General features: G+C 54.1%; 12 protein-coding genes. 6 read left to right on the forward strand and 6 right to left on the reverse strand.

The genetic code is table 11. The annotated features are described in order from the left end of the window. Positions 1–206 precede the first annotated feature (206 nt). The 4 genes from FH603_RS10785 to FH603_RS10800 all read left to right on the forward strand — a co-directional run bounded on the left by FH603_RS10785 (position 207) and on the right by FH603_RS10800 (position 5,755). Positions 207–968: a glycosyltransferase family 2 protein gene (locus FH603_RS10785; RefSeq protein WP_186737501.1), complete on the forward strand. Its 762-nt coding sequence runs from the start codon at positions 207–209 to the stop codon at positions 966–968. A gap of 232 nt (positions 969–1,200) precedes the next feature. Next, the gene (locus FH603_RS10790) at positions 1,201–3,972 is read left to right on the forward strand and encodes a hypothetical protein (RefSeq protein WP_186737502.1); all 2,772 of its coding nucleotides are present in this window, start codon (positions 1,201–1,203) and stop codon (positions 3,970–3,972) included. 74 nt (positions 3,973–4,046) lie between these two features. Further along, positions 4,047–5,048: an alginate O-acetyltransferase AlgX-related protein gene (locus FH603_RS10795; protein WP_186737503.1), complete on the forward strand. Its 1,002-nt coding sequence runs from the start codon at positions 4,047–4,049 to the stop codon at positions 5,046–5,048. A gap of 152 nt (positions 5,049–5,200) precedes the next feature. Continuing rightward, entirely contained in the window at positions 5,201–5,755 is a 555-nt protein-coding gene (locus FH603_RS10800) for a DinB family protein (RefSeq protein ID WP_186737504.1), read from the forward strand. An 85-nt stretch (positions 5,756–5,840) separates the two neighbouring features. Here FH603_RS10800 and guaA read toward each other — a convergent pair whose 3' ends face one another. The 5 genes from guaA to FH603_RS10825 all read right to left on the reverse strand — a co-directional run bounded on the left by guaA (position 5,841) and on the right by FH603_RS10825 (position 14,758). Continuing rightward, the gene (gene guaA, locus FH603_RS10805) at positions 5,841–7,373 is read right to left on the reverse strand and encodes a glutamine-hydrolyzing GMP synthase (protein ID WP_186737505.1); all 1,533 of its coding nucleotides are present in this window, start codon (positions 7,371–7,373) and stop codon (positions 5,841–5,843) included. A gap of 256 nt (positions 7,374–7,629) precedes the next feature. After that, positions 7,630–8,811, reverse strand: a complete 1,182-nt coding sequence (locus FH603_RS10810; RefSeq protein WP_186737506.1) for an exo-beta-N-acetylmuramidase NamZ family protein — start codon at positions 8,809–8,811, stop codon at positions 7,630–7,632. A gap of 142 nt (positions 8,812–8,953) precedes the next feature. After that, positions 8,954–9,637 carry a DUF3823 domain-containing protein gene (locus FH603_RS10815; protein ID WP_186737507.1) on the reverse strand — a complete coding sequence of 228 codons (684 nt, stop codon included), beginning with the start codon at positions 9,635–9,637 and terminating at the stop codon, positions 8,954–8,956. Between the two features lie 9 nt (positions 9,638–9,646). Beyond that, positions 9,647–11,530 (reverse strand): RagB/SusD family nutrient uptake outer membrane protein, encoded by a 1,884-nt coding sequence (locus FH603_RS10820; RefSeq protein WP_186737508.1) that lies wholly within the window; start codon positions 11,528–11,530, stop codon positions 9,647–9,649. 18 nt (positions 11,531–11,548) lie between these two features. Further along, on the reverse strand, positions 11,549–14,758 hold the full coding sequence (locus FH603_RS10825; protein WP_186737509.1) for a SusC/RagA family TonB-linked outer membrane protein: 3,210 nt from the start codon (positions 14,756–14,758) through the stop codon (positions 11,549–11,551). Between the two features lie 732 nt (positions 14,759–15,490). On the opposite strand from FH603_RS10825, the gene FH603_RS10830 reads away from it, so the two are divergent. After that, a complete protein-coding gene (locus tag FH603_RS10830) occupies positions 15,491–16,747 on the forward strand; it encodes an ABC transporter permease (protein WP_186737510.1) in 1,257 nt (418 codons plus the stop codon). An 86-nt stretch (positions 16,748–16,833) separates the two neighbouring features. Here the strand turns inward: FH603_RS10830 and FH603_RS10835 are convergent, their stop codons facing one another. Next, positions 16,834–17,706, reverse strand: coding sequence for a TraB/GumN family protein (locus FH603_RS10835; RefSeq protein WP_186737511.1), 873 nt, complete (start codon positions 17,704–17,706; stop codon positions 16,834–16,836). Between the two features lie 195 nt (positions 17,707–17,901). On the opposite strand from FH603_RS10835, the gene FH603_RS10840 reads away from it, so the two are divergent. After that, a complete protein-coding gene (locus tag FH603_RS10840) occupies positions 17,902–21,279 on the forward strand; it encodes a methylmalonyl-CoA mutase family protein (RefSeq protein ID WP_186737512.1) in 3,378 nt (1,125 codons plus the stop codon). The last annotated feature ends 16 nt before the right edge of the window (positions 21,280–21,295 follow it).

Genomic DNA, 21,295 nt, shown 5'->3' on the forward strand with positions numbered 1-21,295 from the left:
CGGAATACGGGCGTTGCCGAGGAGGCATCAAGTCCTTTCCCACTAAATAATGTCCTATTCATACTAAGCAATGGCCCGCAAACAATTCCTTATATTTGCGGAGTTTATAGGTATAATAACCCACGTCCGACCCGTTATACAGTCAGACTTTTCATTGAGAATCGGCGACTAACCCGACTTATCAGCAACCCCCTAAAGTACACTGCATGAGCCTCCTGCTGTCAATCGTAATGCCGGCTTACAACGAAGAAGAAGTTATTGAAGTTGTTGTCAAGCAGTGGACCGATTTGCTGACCCGTCAGTTTCCAACCGAAAACACCTGCCTGATTGTTGTCAATGATGGTTCCCGCGATAAGACGGGTGCTATACTGGACCAGATCAAAGATCGCTACCCTAAACTGGTGGTTGTCCACCAGCCCAACGGGGGTCATGGCAACGCGGTTGTCAATGGCTACCGGAAATCGGTTGAACTCAACTCGGACTATGTGTTCCAGACCGATAGTGATGATCAGTTTATCACCGACGATTTTGGTAAACTCTGGGCTAAGCGCAACGAGTCACCGTTTATTCTGGGCTACCGGGAAGAGCGCTACGATGCGTTTGCCCGGCTGGTAATCACGCGTATTCTACGGCTGAGTATTGCTCTCATCTATGGTACGTATATCATGGATAGTAACATTCCCTTCCGGCTGATTCGGGGTACCTTTCTTCGGAAACTGCTGGCCCAGTTGCCAACACCCACTCCTTTTGCTCCAAATATCTTCCTGGCCGTCATGGCTAAGAAAGCGGGCTATAACACCTTCGACATCCCCATTACGCACAAAGAACGCCTGACGGGAACTGTCTCGATTCTGAAATGGAAACTCCTGAAGGTGTGCATTCAGAGCTTTGGCGAGCTGGCCCAGTTCAGAATGGAACTTGGCAGCAAAGTAAAAGCCCTGAAAAAACCAGAGCCGGTAGCGGTTTGAACAAACGTATGCATGTAGGTGCCGGGGTGTCAGCTGTACAATAGGTACCATCGCCTGCCGCCCCTCAAACCCCTAAGTCATTGTAAATTAACAAGTGGCTAACCTCGCTGGCAGAACGGAGCAAGTACCGCTTTCACCGATCCGCCAGCGCGGTCAGCCACTTGTCGCTTAAAAAGATGTACCAACGCAAGACTGTTTACGGCTGACTAACTTACAACGTCTGTTATTATCAATGAATAAACGTGTCTGGATTGGTATTGGCGTACTACTGCTGTTAATAGGTGGCTGGCTGGGCTATCGGCACTGGCGTCCATCGGGTCGTACCGTGGGGTCGCTGGTACCGCCGGGAGCCCTGCTGGTCCTGGCCAGCAACCGTTTACAGGATACCGTGTCGGCCCAAACCCTGCGGAAGGAGATTTCATTACGCCAGATACCTATTTTCAATGAAGCCCGCCAGCGGCTCGACCGTTTCCTGTATGCTACCGCCGACACTGCTACCGTACTAAAATTCATAACCGGCAAGAACGTTCGTTACTCGCTCCATGCGCTCTCGAAGAATACCCTCGATCTCATCTTTTATATTCCGATCGATCCCGGCGACCAGTCGTTCCTGAATCGGTTAACCAATCCTGACCCGCGCGAATACCGGGTGTTGAACCATACGTTTGCGGGCGAAAAAATTCTCGATCTGGTTTCCCGGGGTAATGAACCGGTTGGCTCGTTTATTCTGACAGAAAACGTGCTGGTAGGCAGCGTATCGGGCATTCTGATCGAAAATGTTGCGAAGCGGATGCACCAGCCCCTGAAACTGGCGCAGCCTGATCCGGGCTCGCAAGTCGATGCCGACCATCTGGCAGGCTTATCCGTCCGACCTAAAATACTGCAATCACTCTTCGTTAACTCGGCGTCACTGATTCGGTTGTTCTTGCCGGAAGAGCTTACACTCCGGTTCCGCCCTTCCTCCTCGCGGTCACACCTGATCGGTTATGCGGCCGGTAAAATTGGCAACCGACGTGATGTGGCTGCCCTGTTTGCCGACCAGACGCCCCGGCGCATTACACATGCCGAGCTGATTCCTCAAACGACGGCGACGCTTTACCATATCGCTATCAGTGACGCCAGCCGTTTTGGCCGGTCGATGAGTGGCCTGCTGGGATCGGCATCCAGCGATTTCCTGCGCGACCGGTTCAGCCAGATCGAGCCAGCTACCGGCGCGTTCTACAGCACACTGGATAACGACATTTTGCTGTGCCGCATGGACTCTCCATCGAACACGCCAAGGCAGGTCCTGGTGCTGACCGCCCGCGACCCCAAGCAACTGACAAACGCTTATCAGCAGATCGCCTACCGTGCGGGAGCCCGAACAGCCGGAACGCCCAAGACTTTTTTAGGCCACAAGATCCTTCAGTTAAATGTATCCGAACTGCCGGCATCGCTCTTTAGCAGTTTGTTCTCCGGATTTCCGCAAAGCTGGATCACCCAGCACAACTCGGCCCTGGTAATTGCCAACAACGAGGAGACACTCCAGGATTACCTCCAGCAGGTGCAGCGCGGGGCTGTCTGGTCGACCGACGAACGCCAAACCGATCTGCTCAACAACACGCTTCGCCCGGCTAACTTCACGGCCTTTGCGCGCCTGAACCGGACGCCAACTACCCTCTCAGCTACCTGGCCAATGGCCTGGCAGAACCTGCTCGATCACCAGGACCCCACCGATGGGAGCCCGGCCCTGTCGAATCTGGAAAACATGGCCTATCAAGCCAGCTACGGTAACGAACGCATCCTGTCGACCATCATATTGGGCCGTACCACACGCCGGGCCAGTCAGGCGGTACGCAACAAGGTGTTGTTGCTGAAAAAGACCGAATTCAACGCCCCGCTCATTGCAGCCCCGGTCGTAACGGGTAGTTTAAGTAATGGCTCGGCCCAGTTTTACGCACAGAACGATGCCGGCCAGTTTGTGCTGGTGACGCCCGAAGGCGACAAAATCGTGCAGGATACTACCGATGGGCCCATCCGGAGTAATGCGCTGCCTGTCGACTTTCTGGATAATGGTCGCCTGCAATACCTGTTCATGACCGATCGCACGCTGTACATAGCGGACCCTGCTCAAGTGAGACCCGGTCAGGAAAGACCCGGTCAGGTGCGACCTGGTCGGGCGAAGCGAAACAGCAAGACCGTAAGTCTTCAGGCGATTCGGTTACCCAAAGGGCTCGACCCTACCTTTCTTATTCGGCCGCGTGGAATGCAGCGCCGTAATCTGGTAGCGCTGGCCGCTCACCAGGACGGCCACATTTATGCGCTGGACCGGCAGAGCCGCACGTTTGTCCGGCTGATGGCAGCCCCCCGAAAAGGGCCGCTGTTACTCCCGTTCCAGGTTATTCCAACGCCTTCCGGTATGGATATACTGGCCGTTCAGCCCGATGGCACGGTCAATTACTGGTACGAAAATGGGCGGCAACATCCTCATTATCCCGCCCGGATCGAACGACGTACGGAAGACGAACCCGACACAAAAATGGCAGGACCGGCCCTGCTCCCACCCGGTCGGCCAGGTATCCAGACAATCACGGAAGAAGGGCAATTAGTGACCCTGAACAACAACGGGCTGATTGCCAAACGGACGCAGTTGTTTAGGCCGGTGCGGAGTGGTTCGTTCCGGCTCTTCCCCGACGAGGAGCAAACCAACTGGCTGCTCCTGCTTACAACCGACACCGAAGTAGCCATTCTCGATCAGCAGGGCCAGCGACAGTTCGAAGTGCGGGCGCTGCAATCAGGCCGTAACAATGTTCGTTACCATCGGCTGGGCGCGGGGGTCGAGCTGATCAGCGTTAAATCGGGTGGTTTTACTACGTTGTACGACCTCAACGGCCGCATCGTTGGTGACCATCCCATTCCCAGTGATTTCCCAGTGGCGCTTCAGTTCGATGAGCGAACCAACGAGTTATATATTCTGAGCGGGGCGCAGCGGGCTGTGCAGTTATTTAGTATCCGATTACGGTAAGCCTACAGGCGTTGTCGACAAGCACCTCGTTCAGATCGACTCACCAACGGGCTTATGTATCAACTGACTAGTATATGCGTTTTCTTCGTTATGCCGTTCTTTCATTGACACTGGTGCTTTGGGCTGGCGGGCTATCGACTACGGTGTCGCGCTGGCTGTATAAAGCAGGCGTCATCGTCGACGACTACCGGTTTGGCGATCTGTACCGGCTGTCGGCCCTCCCCCAGTTCAAGGAGCCTGCGCCCCAGTGTGGGTCTTCGTCCCTGGCCAGTGATACGGCCTCAACCCACCTCTATATCATTGGCGACAGTTTTTCTGAAGAGCAACGTCTGGGGCAGGGCGATTTTCCGGTCAGCCACTACCAGCGTGTGGCCTGGGACCACCGGCAGCGGGCACAGCTGGATTCGACCAAACGAAATATATTGATACTGGAATCGGTAGAGCGCCATGTTCGGGAACATTTTTCCATACCCGTCACCGAGTTGACCGTCGATGCCGACACCCTGAAAACACCGGCCCAACGGCTATCCCTGCGCAAACGACTTAGCAGCGAGTTTCACCTGTCGGACGTAGAAGAACGGCTTGAATCGACCCTGTTCAGCCAGGATTGGGCGTTCTGGTTCAAAGAGCTGAAAGCCCGGTTGACATTCGATTGGTTCGACCGGGTCAGTACGGGCGTGAGCGTGTCTAAGAACGGACAGCACCTGTTCCTGCGATCTGACACGGATACGGCCAAGAAGCTGAACTCTTCGTTTGCCCCCCTGACCGACCGCGACGTAAACACACTCGTCGACAGTATCAACGTCGTTGCCGACCAATATAAACGGCGGGGTTTCGATGACGTCTACCTGTCCATCATTCCCAACAAAGCCAGCATTCTGGAAACCGGTCGAACTGATTATAACCGGCTGGTTGAGCGGGTTCAACGATCGCCGGCACTACGGGTAAAGACCATCGACGTATTCAGTAAATTTCAGCAGACCCGGCCCTCTCCCTACCTGCTCAGCGATACCCACTGGAACTGCACGGGTCGGGCTATCTGGCTCGACCAGGTCCGAAAGACGGCAGGGTTGTAGGCAGCTACGGACCAAATGCTGACGAACAGACCTTCTGATCCCGCTCCTACCTGGTTACTCTCTCGGGTGACCGGGTAATAAAGTAGGCTCATCATCAGTAGAATAGGCTTCGTTTTTTCTACTTTAGCGGATAAATCTTAAACCTTCCGATTATGAAGACAAAGACACCCGGCCGTTTGCTGTTCACCGGTTTCCTTATGCTTATCAGCCTGCTGGCCAGTCAGGCAGCCGGCGACCGATCGACAGTCACTACGGCCCAGATGATCACCGAGTGGCAACGCGCTAAGGAGTTTACCAAAGAGTACCTCGACGTCATGCCCGAAGAGGGCACGAACTACAAGCCAACACCCGAGATCCGCAGTTTTGCGGAACAGATGCTGCACCTGGCTAACGGAAATTTCAATTTTGCGTCGGCCGCCAGCGGAAAGCCTAATCCCTACCAGGGCAAAAATCTGGAAAAGCTGGACGAGTTCAAGACAAAAGCGGCTTTGTCGAAAGTAGTGCTGGAAAGCTACGACTTCACCATCGACGCCCTGAAGGCCACAACGGATGCACAGATGGCCGAACAGATCAAACTGTTCGGGAAGGACATGAGCCGCGAAATGGCTTTTGCGAAAGAATTTGAACACCAGACGCACCATCGCGGTCAAACAACGATCTACATTCGGATGAAGGGCGTAAAACCGCCGAATGAGAAATTGTTTTAATCGAGCGCCGATTGGTACCGATGTACGTTATTCTTGAAACAGCAAAGCCGGGCGATGAACCCGGCTTTGCTGTTTCAGAAATTGTTTACTCCCACTCGATCGTAGCCGGTGGTTTGGACGAGATGTCATACACGACGCGGTTAACGCCTTTGACCCGGTTGATAATTTCGTTGGATATGTCGGCCAGAAATTCGTAGGGCAGATGGGCCCAGTCGGCCGTCATCCCATCGACGCTGGTAACCGCCCGAAGCGCCACAACCCGTTCGTAGGTACGTTCGTCGCCCATGACACCTACCGACTGCACCGGGAGCAGCATAGCTCCCGCCTGCCATACTTTATCGTAGAGCCCCTCCCGTTTCAATCCATCGATGAACAAGGCGTCCACCTGTTGCAGGATATCGACTTTTTCGGGTGTGATATCACCCAGAATACGAATGGCCAGGCCCGGACCGGGGAACGGATGCCTGCCCAGAATAGCTTCGGGCAAACCAAGCGTCCGGCCTACCGCCCGTACTTCGTCTTTGAACAGCGTATTAAGTGGCTCAACGACTTTCAACTTCATGAAGTCGGGCAATCCACCCACGTTATGGTGCGATTTGATCGTTGCGGAAGGACCTTTTACCGAAACCGATTCAATGACATCAGGGTAGATCGTACCCTGCCCAAGCCAGGATACGCCTTCGATCAGGTGCGCTTCGTGGTCGAATACCTCGATAAACGTTTTACCAATGGCTTTGCGTTTCGCTTCGGGATCCGTCAGGCCCAGGAGGGCGGTGTAGAATTGTTCTTTGGCATCGACACCTTTGACATTCAGGCCAAGCGTTTTGTACGACTCCAGCACGCCCTCGAACTCGTCCTTCCGCAGCAACCCGTTGTCGACAAAAATACAGTACAGGTTCTTGCCAATGGCCCGGTGAATAAGCGTAGCCGCTACCGACGAGTCGACACCCCCCGACAGGCCCAGAACGACTTTATCGTCGCCCAGTTTTTCTTTCAGCTGGGCAATTGACGTGTCGGCAAACGATTCGGCGGTCCAGTTCTGGGAACAACCGCAGATGTCGACAACGAAATTATGAAGCAGCATTTTACCCTGTAGCGAATGGGTCACTTCGGGGTGAAACTGAATGCCGTAGGTTGGCTCACCCACCACCTCGAAGGCGGCTACCTTAACGGTGTCGGTCGAGGCAATGATCCGGAAGTTTTCGGGAACATTCGTGATCGTATCGGCATGTGACATCCAGACCTGCGAGTGCTGATCCAGGTTGCGCATCAGCAAACTCTCAGCGTTGACGGTACCCAGTTTGGCCCGCCCGTACTCCCGAATAGCTGACGCCTGCACCTCACCCCCGCTGTTATGGGCCAGCAGCTGGGCTCCATAGCAAACGCCCAGAAGAGGCATTTTATGGCGAAAAGCAGCCAGGTGAACATCCGGAGAATCGGCGTCCCGAACGGACGATGGACTGCCCGACAGGATGACTCCTTTTACGTCGGGGCTGATGTCAGGAATTTTATTGTAGGGATGGATTTCGCAGTAAACGTTCAGTTCGCGCACCCGGCGGGCGATGAGTTGGGTATACTGCGAACCAAAATCAAGAATCAGAATTTGCTCGGTGGCCATGATAGGTCTCTAAAATGCAAAGTTAGGGCCACCGGGGGAAAGTACAAAAGAGAATGTTGGTTATGGAGGGAGGAAAGGGAGGAAGGAGGAAAGGAGGAAAGGGAGGAAGGGGAAGAGGGAGGAAGGAGGAAGGAGGAGAGGGAGGAAGGGGAAGAGAGGGAACGCGTGCGCCAGCTCCTTTTCTCCTTCCTCCCTCTCCTCCTTCCTCCCTCTCCTCCTTCCTCCCTCTCTTCCTCCTTCCTCCCTTTCCTCCTTCTCACCGATACAGCAGGTACTTCTGGCGGGTTTGTTTGTAGGCGCTGATGGCGGGTTGCCAGCTTTTGCGGATGGTCTCAGCCGGAACGCCTGCCACCATCTGTAGTCGGAGCTGGTCCGTTCCGGCCAGCCGGTCGATACCGCCCCCGGCCAGAAAAAATTTCGACTTGTCGGAAGCGCGATTGAAAAAATCGAAGAAGTAGTCCAGCATCAGGCTATTTTTCGAAATAGCCACCGTCGACATATCCAGCCCATAGCAGAGCTTACCTTCCAGGGGCGGATTCATTGCACCAGGCTTGTCTACCGGCGTAAAGGTGTACGGTCCATACTTGGTATACGGTGAACCGATCACCTGAAATTGTTTGTCGGTGCCCCGACCAACGCTCACCACGGTACCCTCAAAAAAGCAGAGTGAAGGATACAGCAGAACCGCCTGCTGATTGGGCAGATTGGGCGACGGACGAACGGGGAGGACGTAAGGGGTCTGGTGGGTATAGTTCTTGACCGGTATCACGGTGAGAGGGCAGGTTCTGCCGGGTCCGAGCCAGCCTTCGCCGTTGATCATCCGGGCCAGTTCACCAACGGTAAGGCCGTGAACGACCGGGATGGGGTGCAAACCAACAAAGGATTTGAATTTGGGGTCGAGTACCGGACCATCGATATAATGTCCGTTGGGATTGGGCCGGTCGAGCACGATCAATGGTTTCTGGCTCTCGGCACAGGCTTCCATGACGTAATGCATGGTGCTGATGTAGGTGTAGAACCGGGTTCCTACGTCCTGAATATCGAAAATAATAACGTCCAGCGAGTCCATCTGAGCGGGCGACGGCTTCTGGTTCTTACCATACAGCGACGTAATCATTACACCCGTACGCGGGTCGCGGCTGTTGCTGATCTTTTCCCCATCGGTAGCCTCACCCCGAAATCCGTGTTCGGGAGCGAAGATGGTTTTTATGGTTATGCCACGGGCAATGAGACTATCGACGAGGTGTGTCTGCCCAATGCGCGACGTGTGATTGACGACCATGCCCACCCGTTTCCCTTTAAGAGCGGGAAGATACAGATTCGTTTGGGCCGCCCCTACCAGCAGTTGCGATCCGGGCGGGGTCGTGTTGTTCTGAGCCAGACAGGCCGTAGCCAGCAGGCTCAAGCCAAGAAAAAGTAATTTACCTAACGAAGTCATAGTGATTTCTAAAGTGAGCGTTCTGCAAAACTCTTACTTTTTGACCACCAATAAAAACGGTAGTTTCCTACAAGGGTCAGGGTTCCGGATGCGCTGAAGAGGCACCCAGAACCCTGACCCTTGTAGGAAACTACCGAAAAAGCTAGGGCACCGTAACCTTTTGAACGGGCGTATAGAGCAGCTCGGCTACACCCACTGTTTTAACACCAATGCGCGCATATCCGTACCCTTTAGCCACAACAGGCGCGGGTAATGCCATAGACAACGACAGCGGTTTACTCAGATCAGCCAGCGCCGTACCGGTACGGCTAAAGGCCCCGGCATTGTTGTTAACGTCTACAAATTGTGTGGTGCCTACGAACAACGTGACCGCTTCGATTGCCCTGGCATTGGTACCGCCCGCGGCCTGGCTTACCGAGCAGGTAGCCGTTAAGTTGGTGCCGTTTTTTTGAATCACCTCGTTCCGGATGATATAATACGGCTGCACCGGTACCTCTATGGTCGCCGTTCCGCGTACCGGCACCTCAATCGTATCTGTATTGTCGACCCAGGGTCCATTGCCCCGGAGCCGAACCAGTTTGTAGTCGCCGTCAAAGAGGGTGGCCGAGAAACTACCGTCCTGCGCTACCTGAACCGGAATTTTGGTAAACAGCTGGTAGCCCCGTTGCCAAAGTTCCAACTGAACACCATTGGAACGAAGCCCCACGGGCTGATTATCATAGACGACGCGGCCCGTCAGGGTTGAACTCGGGGGGTCGAAGTTATCTTTTTGACAGCCTGTCAACAGGGCAGCGCCTACCAGCAGACTCAGGATAATTGCTTTCATGGTTGATACTTACTGAAAAGGGTTGCGAACGATCTTCGGATTATTATTGATTACCGCCTGGTCGATGAACGAGTAGTAATTAGCCAGTTGAAACAACCGCGGAGCACGGAAACGCGGGGCGACCATTTTCATGAAAATGTATTTACCGTCACGGGCATCGCCCGGGCGGATAACACGATAGGGATACAGCGCATACATCACCGCATCCGGGCTGCTCGCACTACCATTCCATACCTCATGCGCAATGCGCCAGCGTTTCAGGTCCCAGACCCGATGGTCTTCAAAAGCCAGCTCAACCCGGCGTTCGTTTTGCAGCCGCGCCAGCGTCAGCGTCGTCAGGCTGCCGGCCGGAAAGCCAGCCCGCTCCCGTACCCGGTTCACGTAGGTCAGGGCCTCGGCGGCCATACCCAGTTCGAAAGCCGCTTCGGACGCATTGAGCAACACTTCACCCAGCCGAAACCGCACCCACCACATATCGCTCCGGATACCGCGTGTGCTCGACAGGGGCGTAGGGTCGATATACTTGCGCAGGTAAAAACCGGAGTTCGATACTTCCGTTTGCGACCGTTGCGGGCCGGAGCTACCCGTCAGGAGTTTGCCATCGGTATACAGCGCGCCCAAGGTGTTTCCCTCAACGATCTGGTAGTTATTGGAGGTGGCATTCCAGACAGCTACCCCCGCCTGAATCTGTACTTCCTGACCTTTAAAGCTGGTACCGGGATAAATGACCGTACCATACAACCGGGCATCCTTGTTAGCAAAGGGACCACTAAGGTTATCGTAATAGATATAGTCGGTATTGGCCGTATTGCGCGTTTTTATAGCACCCGAACTGCCATCCAGGTATTCGTAGGCTTCTACCAGATTCAGGGTCGGGGTTATATTAGACGACGACAGGTTGTCTTCCCGGATGTTCCGGGCGATGTTATCGTAGGTGAAGCCGTGCCGCTTATCTTTCGACGTCAGAAAATCCTTCGCCAGAATCACTTCCGAGTTACTCTGCTTCTTGGTGATAGCCTCGAAGAAGTTCTCGCCCAGGTTCGGGTTGGCCCGGTAGAGTGCATACGGACCTGCAATAACCTCCTTGGCAGCATCGAGCGCTTTGGTATAGTAGTCCTGCGCCCGAGCCGCCGGAATACCAACCTCACCACCAGCGGTTTGAATGGGGGCTCCCATCCGGTTGTTGTACTTCGCAATAGAACCGGCATACAGCATGGCCCGGCTTTTCAACGCCATTGCGGCAAACCGGTTGGCACGTGTCGTACTCCCCGTATTACCCAGGTCATTTTTGACCGCATCGAGTTCGCTGGCAATGAAATCGTACACCTCTGACTCTTTATTGCGAGGAAACTGGAGCGACGATGGATCACCCCCGAAATCATAGATCAGTTGTTGGGTGATGATCGGCACGCCCCCCATCCGTTTTACCAGTTCGAAATACATGTATGCCCTCAGAAACCGAAACTCAGCAGCAAACTGCGTTTTCTGGGCCACCGACAGCGCAGTACTTTTCGTTTCGATGTTTTCAAGAGCCAGGTTTATGTCCCGAATCAGGCCGTAATCCCATAGCCGCCACCGGTCATTTCCGTACGAGATTATGTTGTTTGGACCATCATTATTGCCTGACCACATGGCTTCGTCATAAGCCGCATAATCGGTCCAGCCGGTAAACCGCTGTGGCGTTGCATTGACATCTGCCCCAACATCGGGCTGCGTATGGGCGGGGAGCCGGTCATAGTAATTGGCCAGCAGGCTGGTGATCAGTCTAGTGTCATTCCAAACCTGACTTTCCAGGATGATGTTAGGCGGCTGACGCTCCAGAAAGTCCTTCTGGCAGGCCGTGAAGGTTGTCGTCAGTAAACCGATTGTCAGAATTTTATGAAAACGATTCATTGCTATAGTCGTTTTTTGTTAGAAAGAGAGGGCAAACCCGGCGTTATACAGGCGCTGGGGCGGATAAACCAGGGCACCGTTGGACGACACCTCGGGGTCGACCTGAATGGATTTCAGGTTATCGAAGGAGATCAGATTCGTCCCGTTTACATAGACGCGCATGGCTGACGCTCCGAATTTGCTCAGGAAGGGTTTGGGCAGGTTATAGCCGATTTCCAGATTGCGCAGGCGCAGGTACCGGACGTTCGTTACCCAGAAATCGCTCCGGCGGTTATAATTGACGTGGCTGGGGTTATCCTTCCGGATGACCGGATACGTGCCGGGTACCCACGGACTATCGGCGTTGAAGGGATCGGCCCGGTGCCAGCGATCTTCCAGGATGTAATCTGGCGACGTTCCGTTGTTCTGATACGGAATCTTCTGTTCTACCTCCCGCCGAAACGTTTGCAGGCCCGCTCCAACCACATCGACCCTGAGCGAGAAACCCCGGTATCCCAGTGTGCCATTGAAAGCGTAGTTGACGTAAGGCGTTGCCCCCTCGGCGTATCCGATCGGACGTTCGTCCAGGCTGGTGATGATCCCATCGCCGTTGACATCCCGGTAAATCAAATCGCCGGGGAGCTGGGTGCGGTTGCCTTGCCCGTCGTTGTCTACGGCATAGTTGTCGATCTCCTGCTGCGACTGGAACCGTCCGGCAACCTGGTAACCCCAGTTTATGTTGGACCAGCGGTCGACCGCCGAGTTTCGGTATTCGTCGAATGAATTACCAAATCGGGGTTTGTAAATGCTCAGGCTGCGTAGCCGCGCCAGCGTGGCGTTGGCACCAACGGTGTACGTGAGTCCACCTACCTTGCTGCTGTAGCTCAGCGCGCCCTCGATACCACGTATCGCATCAGAGTTCAGGTTGGCATTGGGCAGCGTATAGCCCACTTCGCTGGGCAGTAGCACGTCATACTGGGAGGCTGGCAGGCCCGTCCGCTTCCGTTCAAACACATCGAACTGACCGGATAGATTGCCATTAAAAAGCCCGAAATCCAGGCCTACATTGGTGGAGACGTTACTTACCCATGACAAGGTCGTTATAGGCAGGCCACGTGGCCGGACACCAATCGTGTAGTTCCCGTTGAAGATGGCACTGCCCTGCAGGAAGTCGTAACCGGACAGGTAGCTATAGGGCGCAACGATAAAGTTGTCGTTGATCAGATCACTACCAGTTCGCCCGTAACTGGCACGCAGTTTCAGTTCGCTGATGACGTTGCCAAGGCCTTGTTTAAAGAAGGGCTCTTCACTCATGCGCCAGCCCACGGAGGCCCCGGGAAAAAAACCATACCGGCGACCCGGCGCAAACAGGAACGAGCCATCATATCGGCCCAGCACCTCTAACAGATACCGCTGTTTGTAATTGTAATTGACCCGGCCAATATAACCCGCCCGCGCCGTTACGTTCCACTCATCGATCAGCAGATCCTGATTGGCAAACGACATCAGGGGAATGTAATTATTGGGCGGTACGGTATGTACAACCAGGTATTTGTTGTCGGTATCGTATCGTTCATAGGCCGCAACCGCCGACAAACCATGCTCACCAAATTGCTTGTTGTAGGTAGCCTGAAGCTGCCCGAAGCGGTCGACAATATTACGCTTCCGCCGTTCGCGCCAGGGGTTCTGATTTCCGCCACCCTGCACTACGTTATAGGTATCGGTGGCGGCATCGTAGTTATAAGCATCGTAGGTATACTCGAACCCATCAAAATCGAAGTTGGTAAAATTATACGAGTACGTACCCTTGACACTTAACCCGAAGTCAAAATCATACTGCGCCGTAAAGTTGGCTTTAGCGGCCCGGTAGATCTCGCTGATCGTCCCCGTAATCTCCTTTTTATAAGTCGCCGGGTTGACGTTTACGTTGTGTGTTTGGTTTATATACTTCGGGTTATCGTTGGCATAGGGCCGTTCGGTTGGCCACATTGAGAAAATACTCAGGAACGGATTGAAATAGTCGTCCAGCCCCGGCACACCCGTTTGAAAGCGATCTTCGATGCGGCCACTAATCTGGGCACCAATCCTGAGTTTCTTGCTTAACCCGGCTTCTACGTTCGCCTGAAAGTTGCTCCGCTGAAATTTAAAGTCTTCGATGAGCGCGTCCTGCGACAGGTGGCTGGCCGATACGTAGTACGTTACACTTTCTGACCCACCCGATACGCTGCCGTTCAGGTAAGACTGGGGCACGTTGGGTCGCATGACCATTTTGTAATAGTCGTAGCTCTGGTACCCTTTCTCGGTGCCAACGCGCCACTTTTCCAGATCGTCCGCCGTAATGGTTGTTGGAATACCCCGGTTCTGGTCAGACTCGGCCAAACCCCGCACATGCTGATAGGCATTGGCCGGGCGGGGGTAGCGGGTAAAATTCTGCAATCCATAATAGCCCGACAAACTGATAACGGGTTTCTGTCCGGCCTTACCACGTTTAGTAGTCACCAGGACTACTCCATTGGCGGCCCGCAACCCATAAATAGCCGCCGACCCATCCTTCAGAATGGAGATATTTTCAATGTCGTTGATCCCGAGGTTATTGAACTGACCAGCGTCGGCCACGATCCCGTCGATGACATAGAGGGGCGTACCCATGTTACGAATCTGGATGTTGGTACCACCACCGGGCCGGGCATCGGTCTGGCGGGCGGTGATACCCGGTACCCGACCAACGAGCGCACTGGAAGTTGCCACGGCAGGCGTCCGGATAATATCCTCGGCCTTGACGGCAGCGACAGCACCGGTTACCGTTCCCCTCGACTGCGTACCGTAGCCAACCACCACAACCTCGTCGAGCGACTGGTCGTCAGCCACCAGTTTGATCGTCAGGCGGGTTGCGCTGCCAACGGCCAGCTCCTGCGTGCGATAGCCAACAAAAGAAAACACAAGCACCGTCGCCGGGTCAGGCACGGTGATTGTGAAGAGGCCTTGTGCGTCGGTTGTCGATCCTTTGGTCGACCCTTTGATCACGACGTTGACACCGGGCAACGACTCCCCTTTCTCGTCGGTCACCGTTCCCGATATAGTCAGGTCGGCAGCGACACGACTAGCCAGTGACGAACCGGTTGCCGGAGGAAACGATGGGAAGCTGGCGGGTTTCGCCAGGACGGGCCCCAGGAGGAGACTCAGAGCTATTGGGGCGAACGCACGGCGAACAAGCAGCTGTGTCTCCGCAAATGGTACTATTTTTTTCATACCTTTAAACGTTTTTGTCTTGATAGAAAAAGGGCAAAAGCATTCCTGACACCCCCCTGGGAGGTGCTTTAGCAGATCGGGAAAAGAGTCGGGTCAACGATGCTGGTACCATCGTTGACCTTTTTTAATTACTGTTTATTTACATAGGCAAGAAAAGATTATCGGTTACAAGATCGGTGTTGTAGCGCCTTCTATCACTAAAAAATCAAAACCGAATTTATCCTATAAATCAAATGTATAATACAGTATTATTAAAAACTAATTAATATCAAAATTGAGTTAATATCAGCTAAAAAGTACCCAAAAGAATCATTTTTACAAGAATCATCATTCATTTAGCGCCTAATCTGACTATATTTAAACATCGGGCGACCCGTATTTTACGCTAAAGTTCACTAGACCAGCTTATAATATGAGTCAATCCCATACCGGACACCACCGGTTTTAGTCTTGTCTTCGGGTTATGATCTGGAAGGTTTTTTCAGGCTCTTCCGTATACGAACGAAGCTATTTTGCGTCTCAGAAGACCTCATCCTGTTGCTGCATTACGGCCTGGTGGCTCCAGGCATACAGAAATCTACTGCCCGGAGCCCGATGGACTGCGTCAACAAAACGCTTACTTTTACGCACCGGAACGAAACACACGTCAGCAAGCCCTGACCGGCCCGCAGGGTTGACGCCTATAGGCAGGCGTTGCTGGCTGACGTTGTTTACTGATAACTGCACACAGCTTTGAACATCCCTATTTTCCTCGCCCGCAAGGTACGTCACGCACCCGAAGGCAGTTTCTCGGCTACCGTTACGCGGGTGGGTGTGGCCAGCATCGCGCTGGGTCTTGCCATTCTGATTGTGGCGTTCGGTGTACTATTCGGGTATAAAAACACCATCCAGCAAAAGATCTTTCTGTTCGGTGCTCATATTCAGGTAAGCAAATTCACCAACAACTACTCGTATGCCGAGTCGGCTATTTCGCTGAACACGAAGCTCTATCAGGAACGGGAGCGTATTCCGGGTTTCCGCCACATGCAGGCTGTAGCGCTGAAGGCGGGTATCCTCAAAACTAAAGAGGAACTGATGGGCATCGTGCTCAAAGGGGTTGGACGTGACTATGACTGGGAGTTACTGCGCGAATCCATTACAGCCGGTACGGTTCCGGCTGTGGCGACCGACTCCAGCAACGGGCAACCGAGCCGGGGCTCTACGGAGCTGCTCATCAGCCAGTACATGGCCAATCAGTTAAAGGTAAAGGTGGGCGATGGCCTGCCGATGTACTTCCTGGGAGGGCAGTCGCCCGGGAGCGCACCCCGCGTTCGTAAAATGACGGTGGTGGGCATATACGATACGGGGCTCGAAGAGGTGGACAAGACCATCGCGCTGGGCGATATCCGGCTGATTCAACGGCTCAACAACTGGGGACCGGACTCGGTGGGGAGTTACGAAATTTTCGTCAGGGACTTCGACCAGCTGGAACCGGCGGTGGCCAGTGTGTTCGACCTGATGTCGCCCGACCTGCGGCTGACCCGCGTCACGGACCAGTACCGGCCGCTATTCGACTGGATGGTATTGCTGGACCGCAACATGGTGATCCTTCTGGCCCTGATCACGTTTGTAGCTTCCTTCAACATGGTATCGGTATTACTGGTACTGATGATGGAACGCACCCCTATGATTGGCCTCCTGAAAGCAATTGGGGGTCCCGATACGCTCATCCGGCGCATGTTCCTGTATGTTGGCCTGAACATGGTCGGGTGGGGCCTGTTGATCGGAAACGTTGTGGGACTGACCCTTTGCTGGCTTCAATGGCAGTTTCGCCTGATTCCACTCGACCCGAAAAATTACTTCATGACCTATGTTCCCATCTCGTGGGACTGGCCAACGATCCTGGCCCTGAACGGGGCTACCATTGCACTGATCGCGTTGGTACTCTGGTTACCAACGCTCATCATCAACCGTATCCAGCCCGTAAAAGCGCTGGCGTTTAAAAAGTGACACAGTCGATCAGTTAGTTAGTCGATGAGTCGGTGAGTTAGTCAGTTCACTCACCAACTGACCAACTCATCGACTGACCAACTGCCTCACTCCACTGCTTTCACGGTATACCCCTTTTCCCGCAGGAGGTTCACGACGCCTTTGTCGTTCCCCAGGTGGCCGGCTCCGAATGCGAAAAAGGTGGCTTTCTCTTTGGCAGCTTTCTCGATGACGGGAATCCAGTTGGCGTTGCGTTTACCCAGGAGTGCATCCTCATACTGCGCGAAGTCGCCCCCGCTAAACTGGCTGCTCTTCATCATCGTCATCATTCGGGCGATATCATGGGCTTTGTAGGCCGCCAGCAGCGCGTTAAATTCCTGTTTGGCCTCCTCCGGCTTTTTGGCCATGTCTACCAGCCCTTTTAGCTGCTCTTCCATCGGAATGTTGTCCAGCGCGGCCAGCTGGGCATCGAGGCTTTCCAGTCCAAGAACCTCTTTTTTGTCTTTGGCAACCATCTGGGCAAACGTCATATCGTAGGACGCGGGCTGGCAGGGAAGCACGGTCATGTACATCAGCGACGTCAGGGCAATAGGTTTCATGGTGCCTACCTGCGTCAGGCTCATGTTCATTTTCTGCTTCAGGTACGTATCCAAGAGCGTGTAATCGTCTGGCTTAAGGTAATCCTTTATGGTTTTACCACCCGTCATTGTCATCGCTTTCATCATACTTCCCATCATGGCAGGATCATCCATGTCGAGTTCCAGATACAGCTGCTGACTGTCGTTAACGGCTTTTTTCATGACATCGGTAATGGCAAGGTCGGTTGGGCAAACGAGGTGAAACGTGCCATAGAGGTACGACGGTGTAGTAATGCCGGGGCCGGTCAGTTCATAAAGCAAGGCGTTGTCTTTGGTTTGTGCACCAGCCGTACCGACCACCGCCCCCGACAGTAGCAAGCCAGCAACAAGAAGTTTTTTCATGTGTATCATTCGTGTAGACGTTTGGTTAACCTAAAAATACAACCAGCTTCCTTTCATCTACAACCCTTCGGTACGAATGCTATTCTTTACGGACAAACGGTGAATCGGCAGGAAAAGAAACGGCATTGCCTATTGATGTGTAACTTTGATCTTGTTTTAATGATATTACATCAACAAACGATTAGCCAATCCCCTATGGTTGCTCAACCCGCCAAACCGGAATCTGCCACCGGCTCGAAATGGAGCCACAAAATCAGGATCGTAACATCGGCGTCACTCTTCGATGGGCATGACGCGGCCATCAACCTCATGCGTCGGCTCATGCAGTCGTCGGGTGCCGAAGTCATTCACCTGGGCCATAACCGGTCGGTAGCTGAAATTGTAGACTGCGCCATTCAGGAAGATGTTCAGGGTATTGCCATTACCAGTTACCAGGGCGGGCATCTGGAGTTTTTCAAGTACATGTATGACCTGCTCAACGAACGGGGAGCGGGCCACATTAAACTATTCGGGGGCGGGGGCGGCACCATTTTACCCACCGAGATCGAGGAGCTTCACCGCTACGGTATTGCCCGTATCTACAGCCCCGACGATGGCCGGGCGATGGGCCTGCAAGGGATGATCGACGATCTGCTGCAACAGTGCGACTTCGAGCTGCCATCCATAACGACTAGCTCAGTTGATCTGGAAACTATTCCCCGCTTCATCACTACCGCCGAAAATGATCCCGATCAATACCGTCGTCTGAAGCAGGCGTTACAATCGGTAAGTCAGTCGTCACCGGTTCTTGGCATCACCGGTACCGGGGGTGCCGGCAAATCCTCGCTTGTCGATGAACTGGTGCTTCGGTTTCTGCGGACCTATCCGGATAAAACACTGGCGATTATTTCCGTCGATCCATCGAAACGAAAAACGGGTGGCGCACTGCTTGGCGATCGAATTCGCATGAACGCCATTCATAATCCCCGGGTTTACATGCGGTCGCTGGCAACCCGCCAGTCGAATCTGGCACTGAGCCGCCACGTTCAGGATGCCATCGACGTATGTAAAGCCGCCCGCTTCGACCTGATCATCGTAGAAACGTCCGGTATCGGGCAGTCGGATACGGAGATTACCGAACATTCGGACAAGACGCTTTATGTGATGACGGCCGAATACGGGGCGGCAACGCAGCTTGAGAAGATTGATATGCTCGACTTCGCCGATGTCATAGCCATTAATAAATTCGACAAACGCGGCTCGCTCGATGCCCTCCGCGACGTCAGGAAACAGTACCGGCGCAATCACAACCTGTGGGATGTAGCGGATGAGGACTTACCTATCCTGGGAACAATTGCCTCTCAGTTCAACGACCCGGGCATGAATACTCTGTTTGCCAGACTGATGGCCTCTGTGGGCGGCAGCAGCTGGCGGGTAGCGGATGAAGGTCAGACAGCTTCCACGGGCAAATCGGCCATTATCCCCGCCGACCGGGTTCGCTATCTGGCCGAGATCGTGGAAGAAAGCCGACGGTATGATCAGTTCGTAACCGATCAGACAACGCTGGCGCGGCAGTTGTATCAACTCGATGGCGTGCTGAAACTACTTTCTTCGTCGTCCCGGGAGCAGCCCGCCGTTACGGGAGAGACCGGGGGGGAAAGCCATAAGCACGACCAACTCCACCAACTCTACACGGAACTCGAAAGTCGGCTCCACCCGGACTGTCGCGCCCTGTTACAGCAGTGGCCCGCTATGCAGGAACGTTACACAGCCGAGTTCTACGAGTTTAAAGTCCGCGACCGGGTTATCCGTCAACCGCTGTATACCGAAACGCTGTCTCACCTGAAAATTCCTAAAGTCAGCCTGCCCCGCTACCACGACTGGGGCGACATTCTGCGGTGGCTGCTAACCGAGAACGTGCCGGGTGAGTTTCCGTATGCGGCTGGGGTATTCCCGCTCAAACGCGATGGCGAGGACCCAACGCGCATGTTTGCGGGCGAAGGCGGGCCGGAGCGCACCAACCGCCGGTTCCATTATGTATCGAAAGGCCAGCCGGCGAAACGGCTTTCGACGGCTTTCGACTCGGTCACGCTGTACGGCGAAGACCCGGCCCTGCGCCCCGATATCTTTGGCAAAGTGGGCAACTCAGGCGTTAGCATTGCTACCCTCGACGATGCGAAGAAGCTTTATTCCGGCTTCGACCTGTGTGATCCGGCAACGTCGGTATCGATGACCATCAATGGCCCCGCGCCCATGCTGCTGGCTTTTTTCCTGAACGCAGCCATCGATCAGCAGTGTGAGAAGTACCTGAATACCCGCACCGACCCCTCAGCCCCGGAGCTTACGCATGAAGTTGGGCAGGAAACCGCTTATAACGGCCCCCTCCCCGACGGTAACGATGGGCTTGGACTGAGACTGCTGGGCACCACGGGCGACAGGGTGTTACCCAACGGGGTCTATGAACAAATCAAAGCCGACACGCTCCGCAAGGTGCGCGGGACCGTACAGGCAGATATTCTGAAGGAAGATCAGGCTCAGAACACCTGCATTTTCTCGACCGAATTCGCCCTGAAGATGATGGGCGATATTCAGCAATATTTCACTGACAATCGGGTTCAGAACTTTTACTCCGTCTCTATTTCGGGCTACCACATCGCCGAAGCGGGGGCTAACCCCATCTCCCAGCTGGCCTTTACCCTCTCCAATGGCTTCACATTCGTAGAGTACTACCTCAGCCGGGGGATGCAGGTCGACGAGTTCGCACCAAACCTGTCGTTCTTCTTTTCGAACGGTATGGACCCCGAGTATACGGTGCTGGGACGTGTGGCGCGTCGTATCTGGGCAAAAGCGATGAAACATAAGTACCGCGCCAACGACCGGAGTCAGAAGCTCAAATACCATATTCAAACCTCGGGCCGTAGTCTGCACGCACAGGAGATCGCGTTTAACGACATTCGAACAACGTTACAGGCGCTGCTGGCCGTCTACGACAACTGTAACTCGCTGCATACCAATGCGTATGATGAAGCTATCACGACGCCAACAGAAGAGTCGGTGCGCCGTGCCATGGCGATTCAGCTCGTTATAAACCGGGAATTTGGCCTCACAAAGAACGAGAATCCATTACAGGGCTCGTTCGTGGTGGAGGAATTGACCGATCTGGTTGAAGAGGCCGTATATCAGGAATTTCTGGCTATCAATGAGCGGGGGGGTGTACTGGGAGCCATGGAACGCATGTACCAGCGGAGCAAGATTCAGGAGGAGTCGATGTATTATGAGACGCTCAAGCACAACGGTGACTTACCCATCGTTGGCGTCAATACGTTTCTGGACCCGAACGGCTCACCGACGATTACGCCCACTGAGGTCATCCGTTCGACAGAGGAAGAAAAACGGTCTCAGGTCGACAACTGCCGGGCGTTTCAGGTACGAAACCAAGACGCGGCTGAAGTAGCCCTGAAAAACCTCCAGACCAGTGCCCTGCTGGGCGAAAATATCTTCGAAAGCCTGATGGAAGCGGCCAAGGTATGTTCGCTGGGCCAGTTATCGAACGCGCTCTATGCAGTAGGTGGACAATACCGCCGAAATATGTAGTCGCCGGTCAGATAGC

Origin of the sequence: Spirosoma utsteinense, from assembly GCF_014282275.1 — a bacterium.
Taxonomy (GTDB): Bacteria; Bacteroidota; Bacteroidia; order Cytophagales; family Spirosomataceae; genus Spirosoma; species Spirosoma utsteinense.

Excerpts from the sequence above, each read along its gene's own strand:
- FH603_RS10785 (WP_186737501.1), top strand. The coding sequence starts at position 207 with ATGAGCCTCCTGCTGTCAATCGTAATGCCGGCTTACAACGAAGAAGAA.
- FH603_RS10790 (WP_186737502.1), top strand. The coding sequence starts at position 1,201 with ATGAATAAACGTGTCTGGATTGGTATTGGCGTACTACTGCTGTTAATA.
- FH603_RS10795 (WP_186737503.1), top strand. The coding sequence starts at position 4,047 with ATGCGTTTTCTTCGTTATGCCGTTCTTTCATTGACACTGGTGCTTTGG.
- FH603_RS10800 (WP_186737504.1), top strand. The coding sequence starts at position 5,201 with ATGAAGACAAAGACACCCGGCCGTTTGCTGTTCACCGGTTTCCTTATG.
- guaA (WP_186737505.1), bottom strand. The coding sequence starts at position 7,373 with ATGGCCACCGAGCAAATTCTGATTCTTGATTTTGGTTCGCAGTATACC.
- FH603_RS10810 (WP_186737506.1), bottom strand. The coding sequence starts at position 8,811 with ATGACTTCGTTAGGTAAATTACTTTTTCTTGGCTTGAGCCTGCTGGCT.
- FH603_RS10815 (WP_186737507.1), bottom strand. The coding sequence starts at position 9,637 with ATGAAAGCAATTATCCTGAGTCTGCTGGTAGGCGCTGCCCTGTTGACA.
- FH603_RS10820 (WP_186737508.1), bottom strand. The coding sequence starts at position 11,530 with ATGAATCGTTTTCATAAAATTCTGACAATCGGTTTACTGACGACAACC.
- FH603_RS10825 (WP_186737509.1), bottom strand. The coding sequence starts at position 14,758 with ATGAAAAAAATAGTACCATTTGCGGAGACACAGCTGCTTGTTCGCCGT.
- FH603_RS10835 (WP_186737511.1), bottom strand. The coding sequence starts at position 17,706 with ATGAAAAAACTTCTTGTTGCTGGCTTGCTACTGTCGGGGGCGGTGGTC.
- FH603_RS10840 (WP_186737512.1), top strand. The coding sequence starts at position 17,902 with ATGGTTGCTCAACCCGCCAAACCGGAATCTGCCACCGGCTCGAAATGG.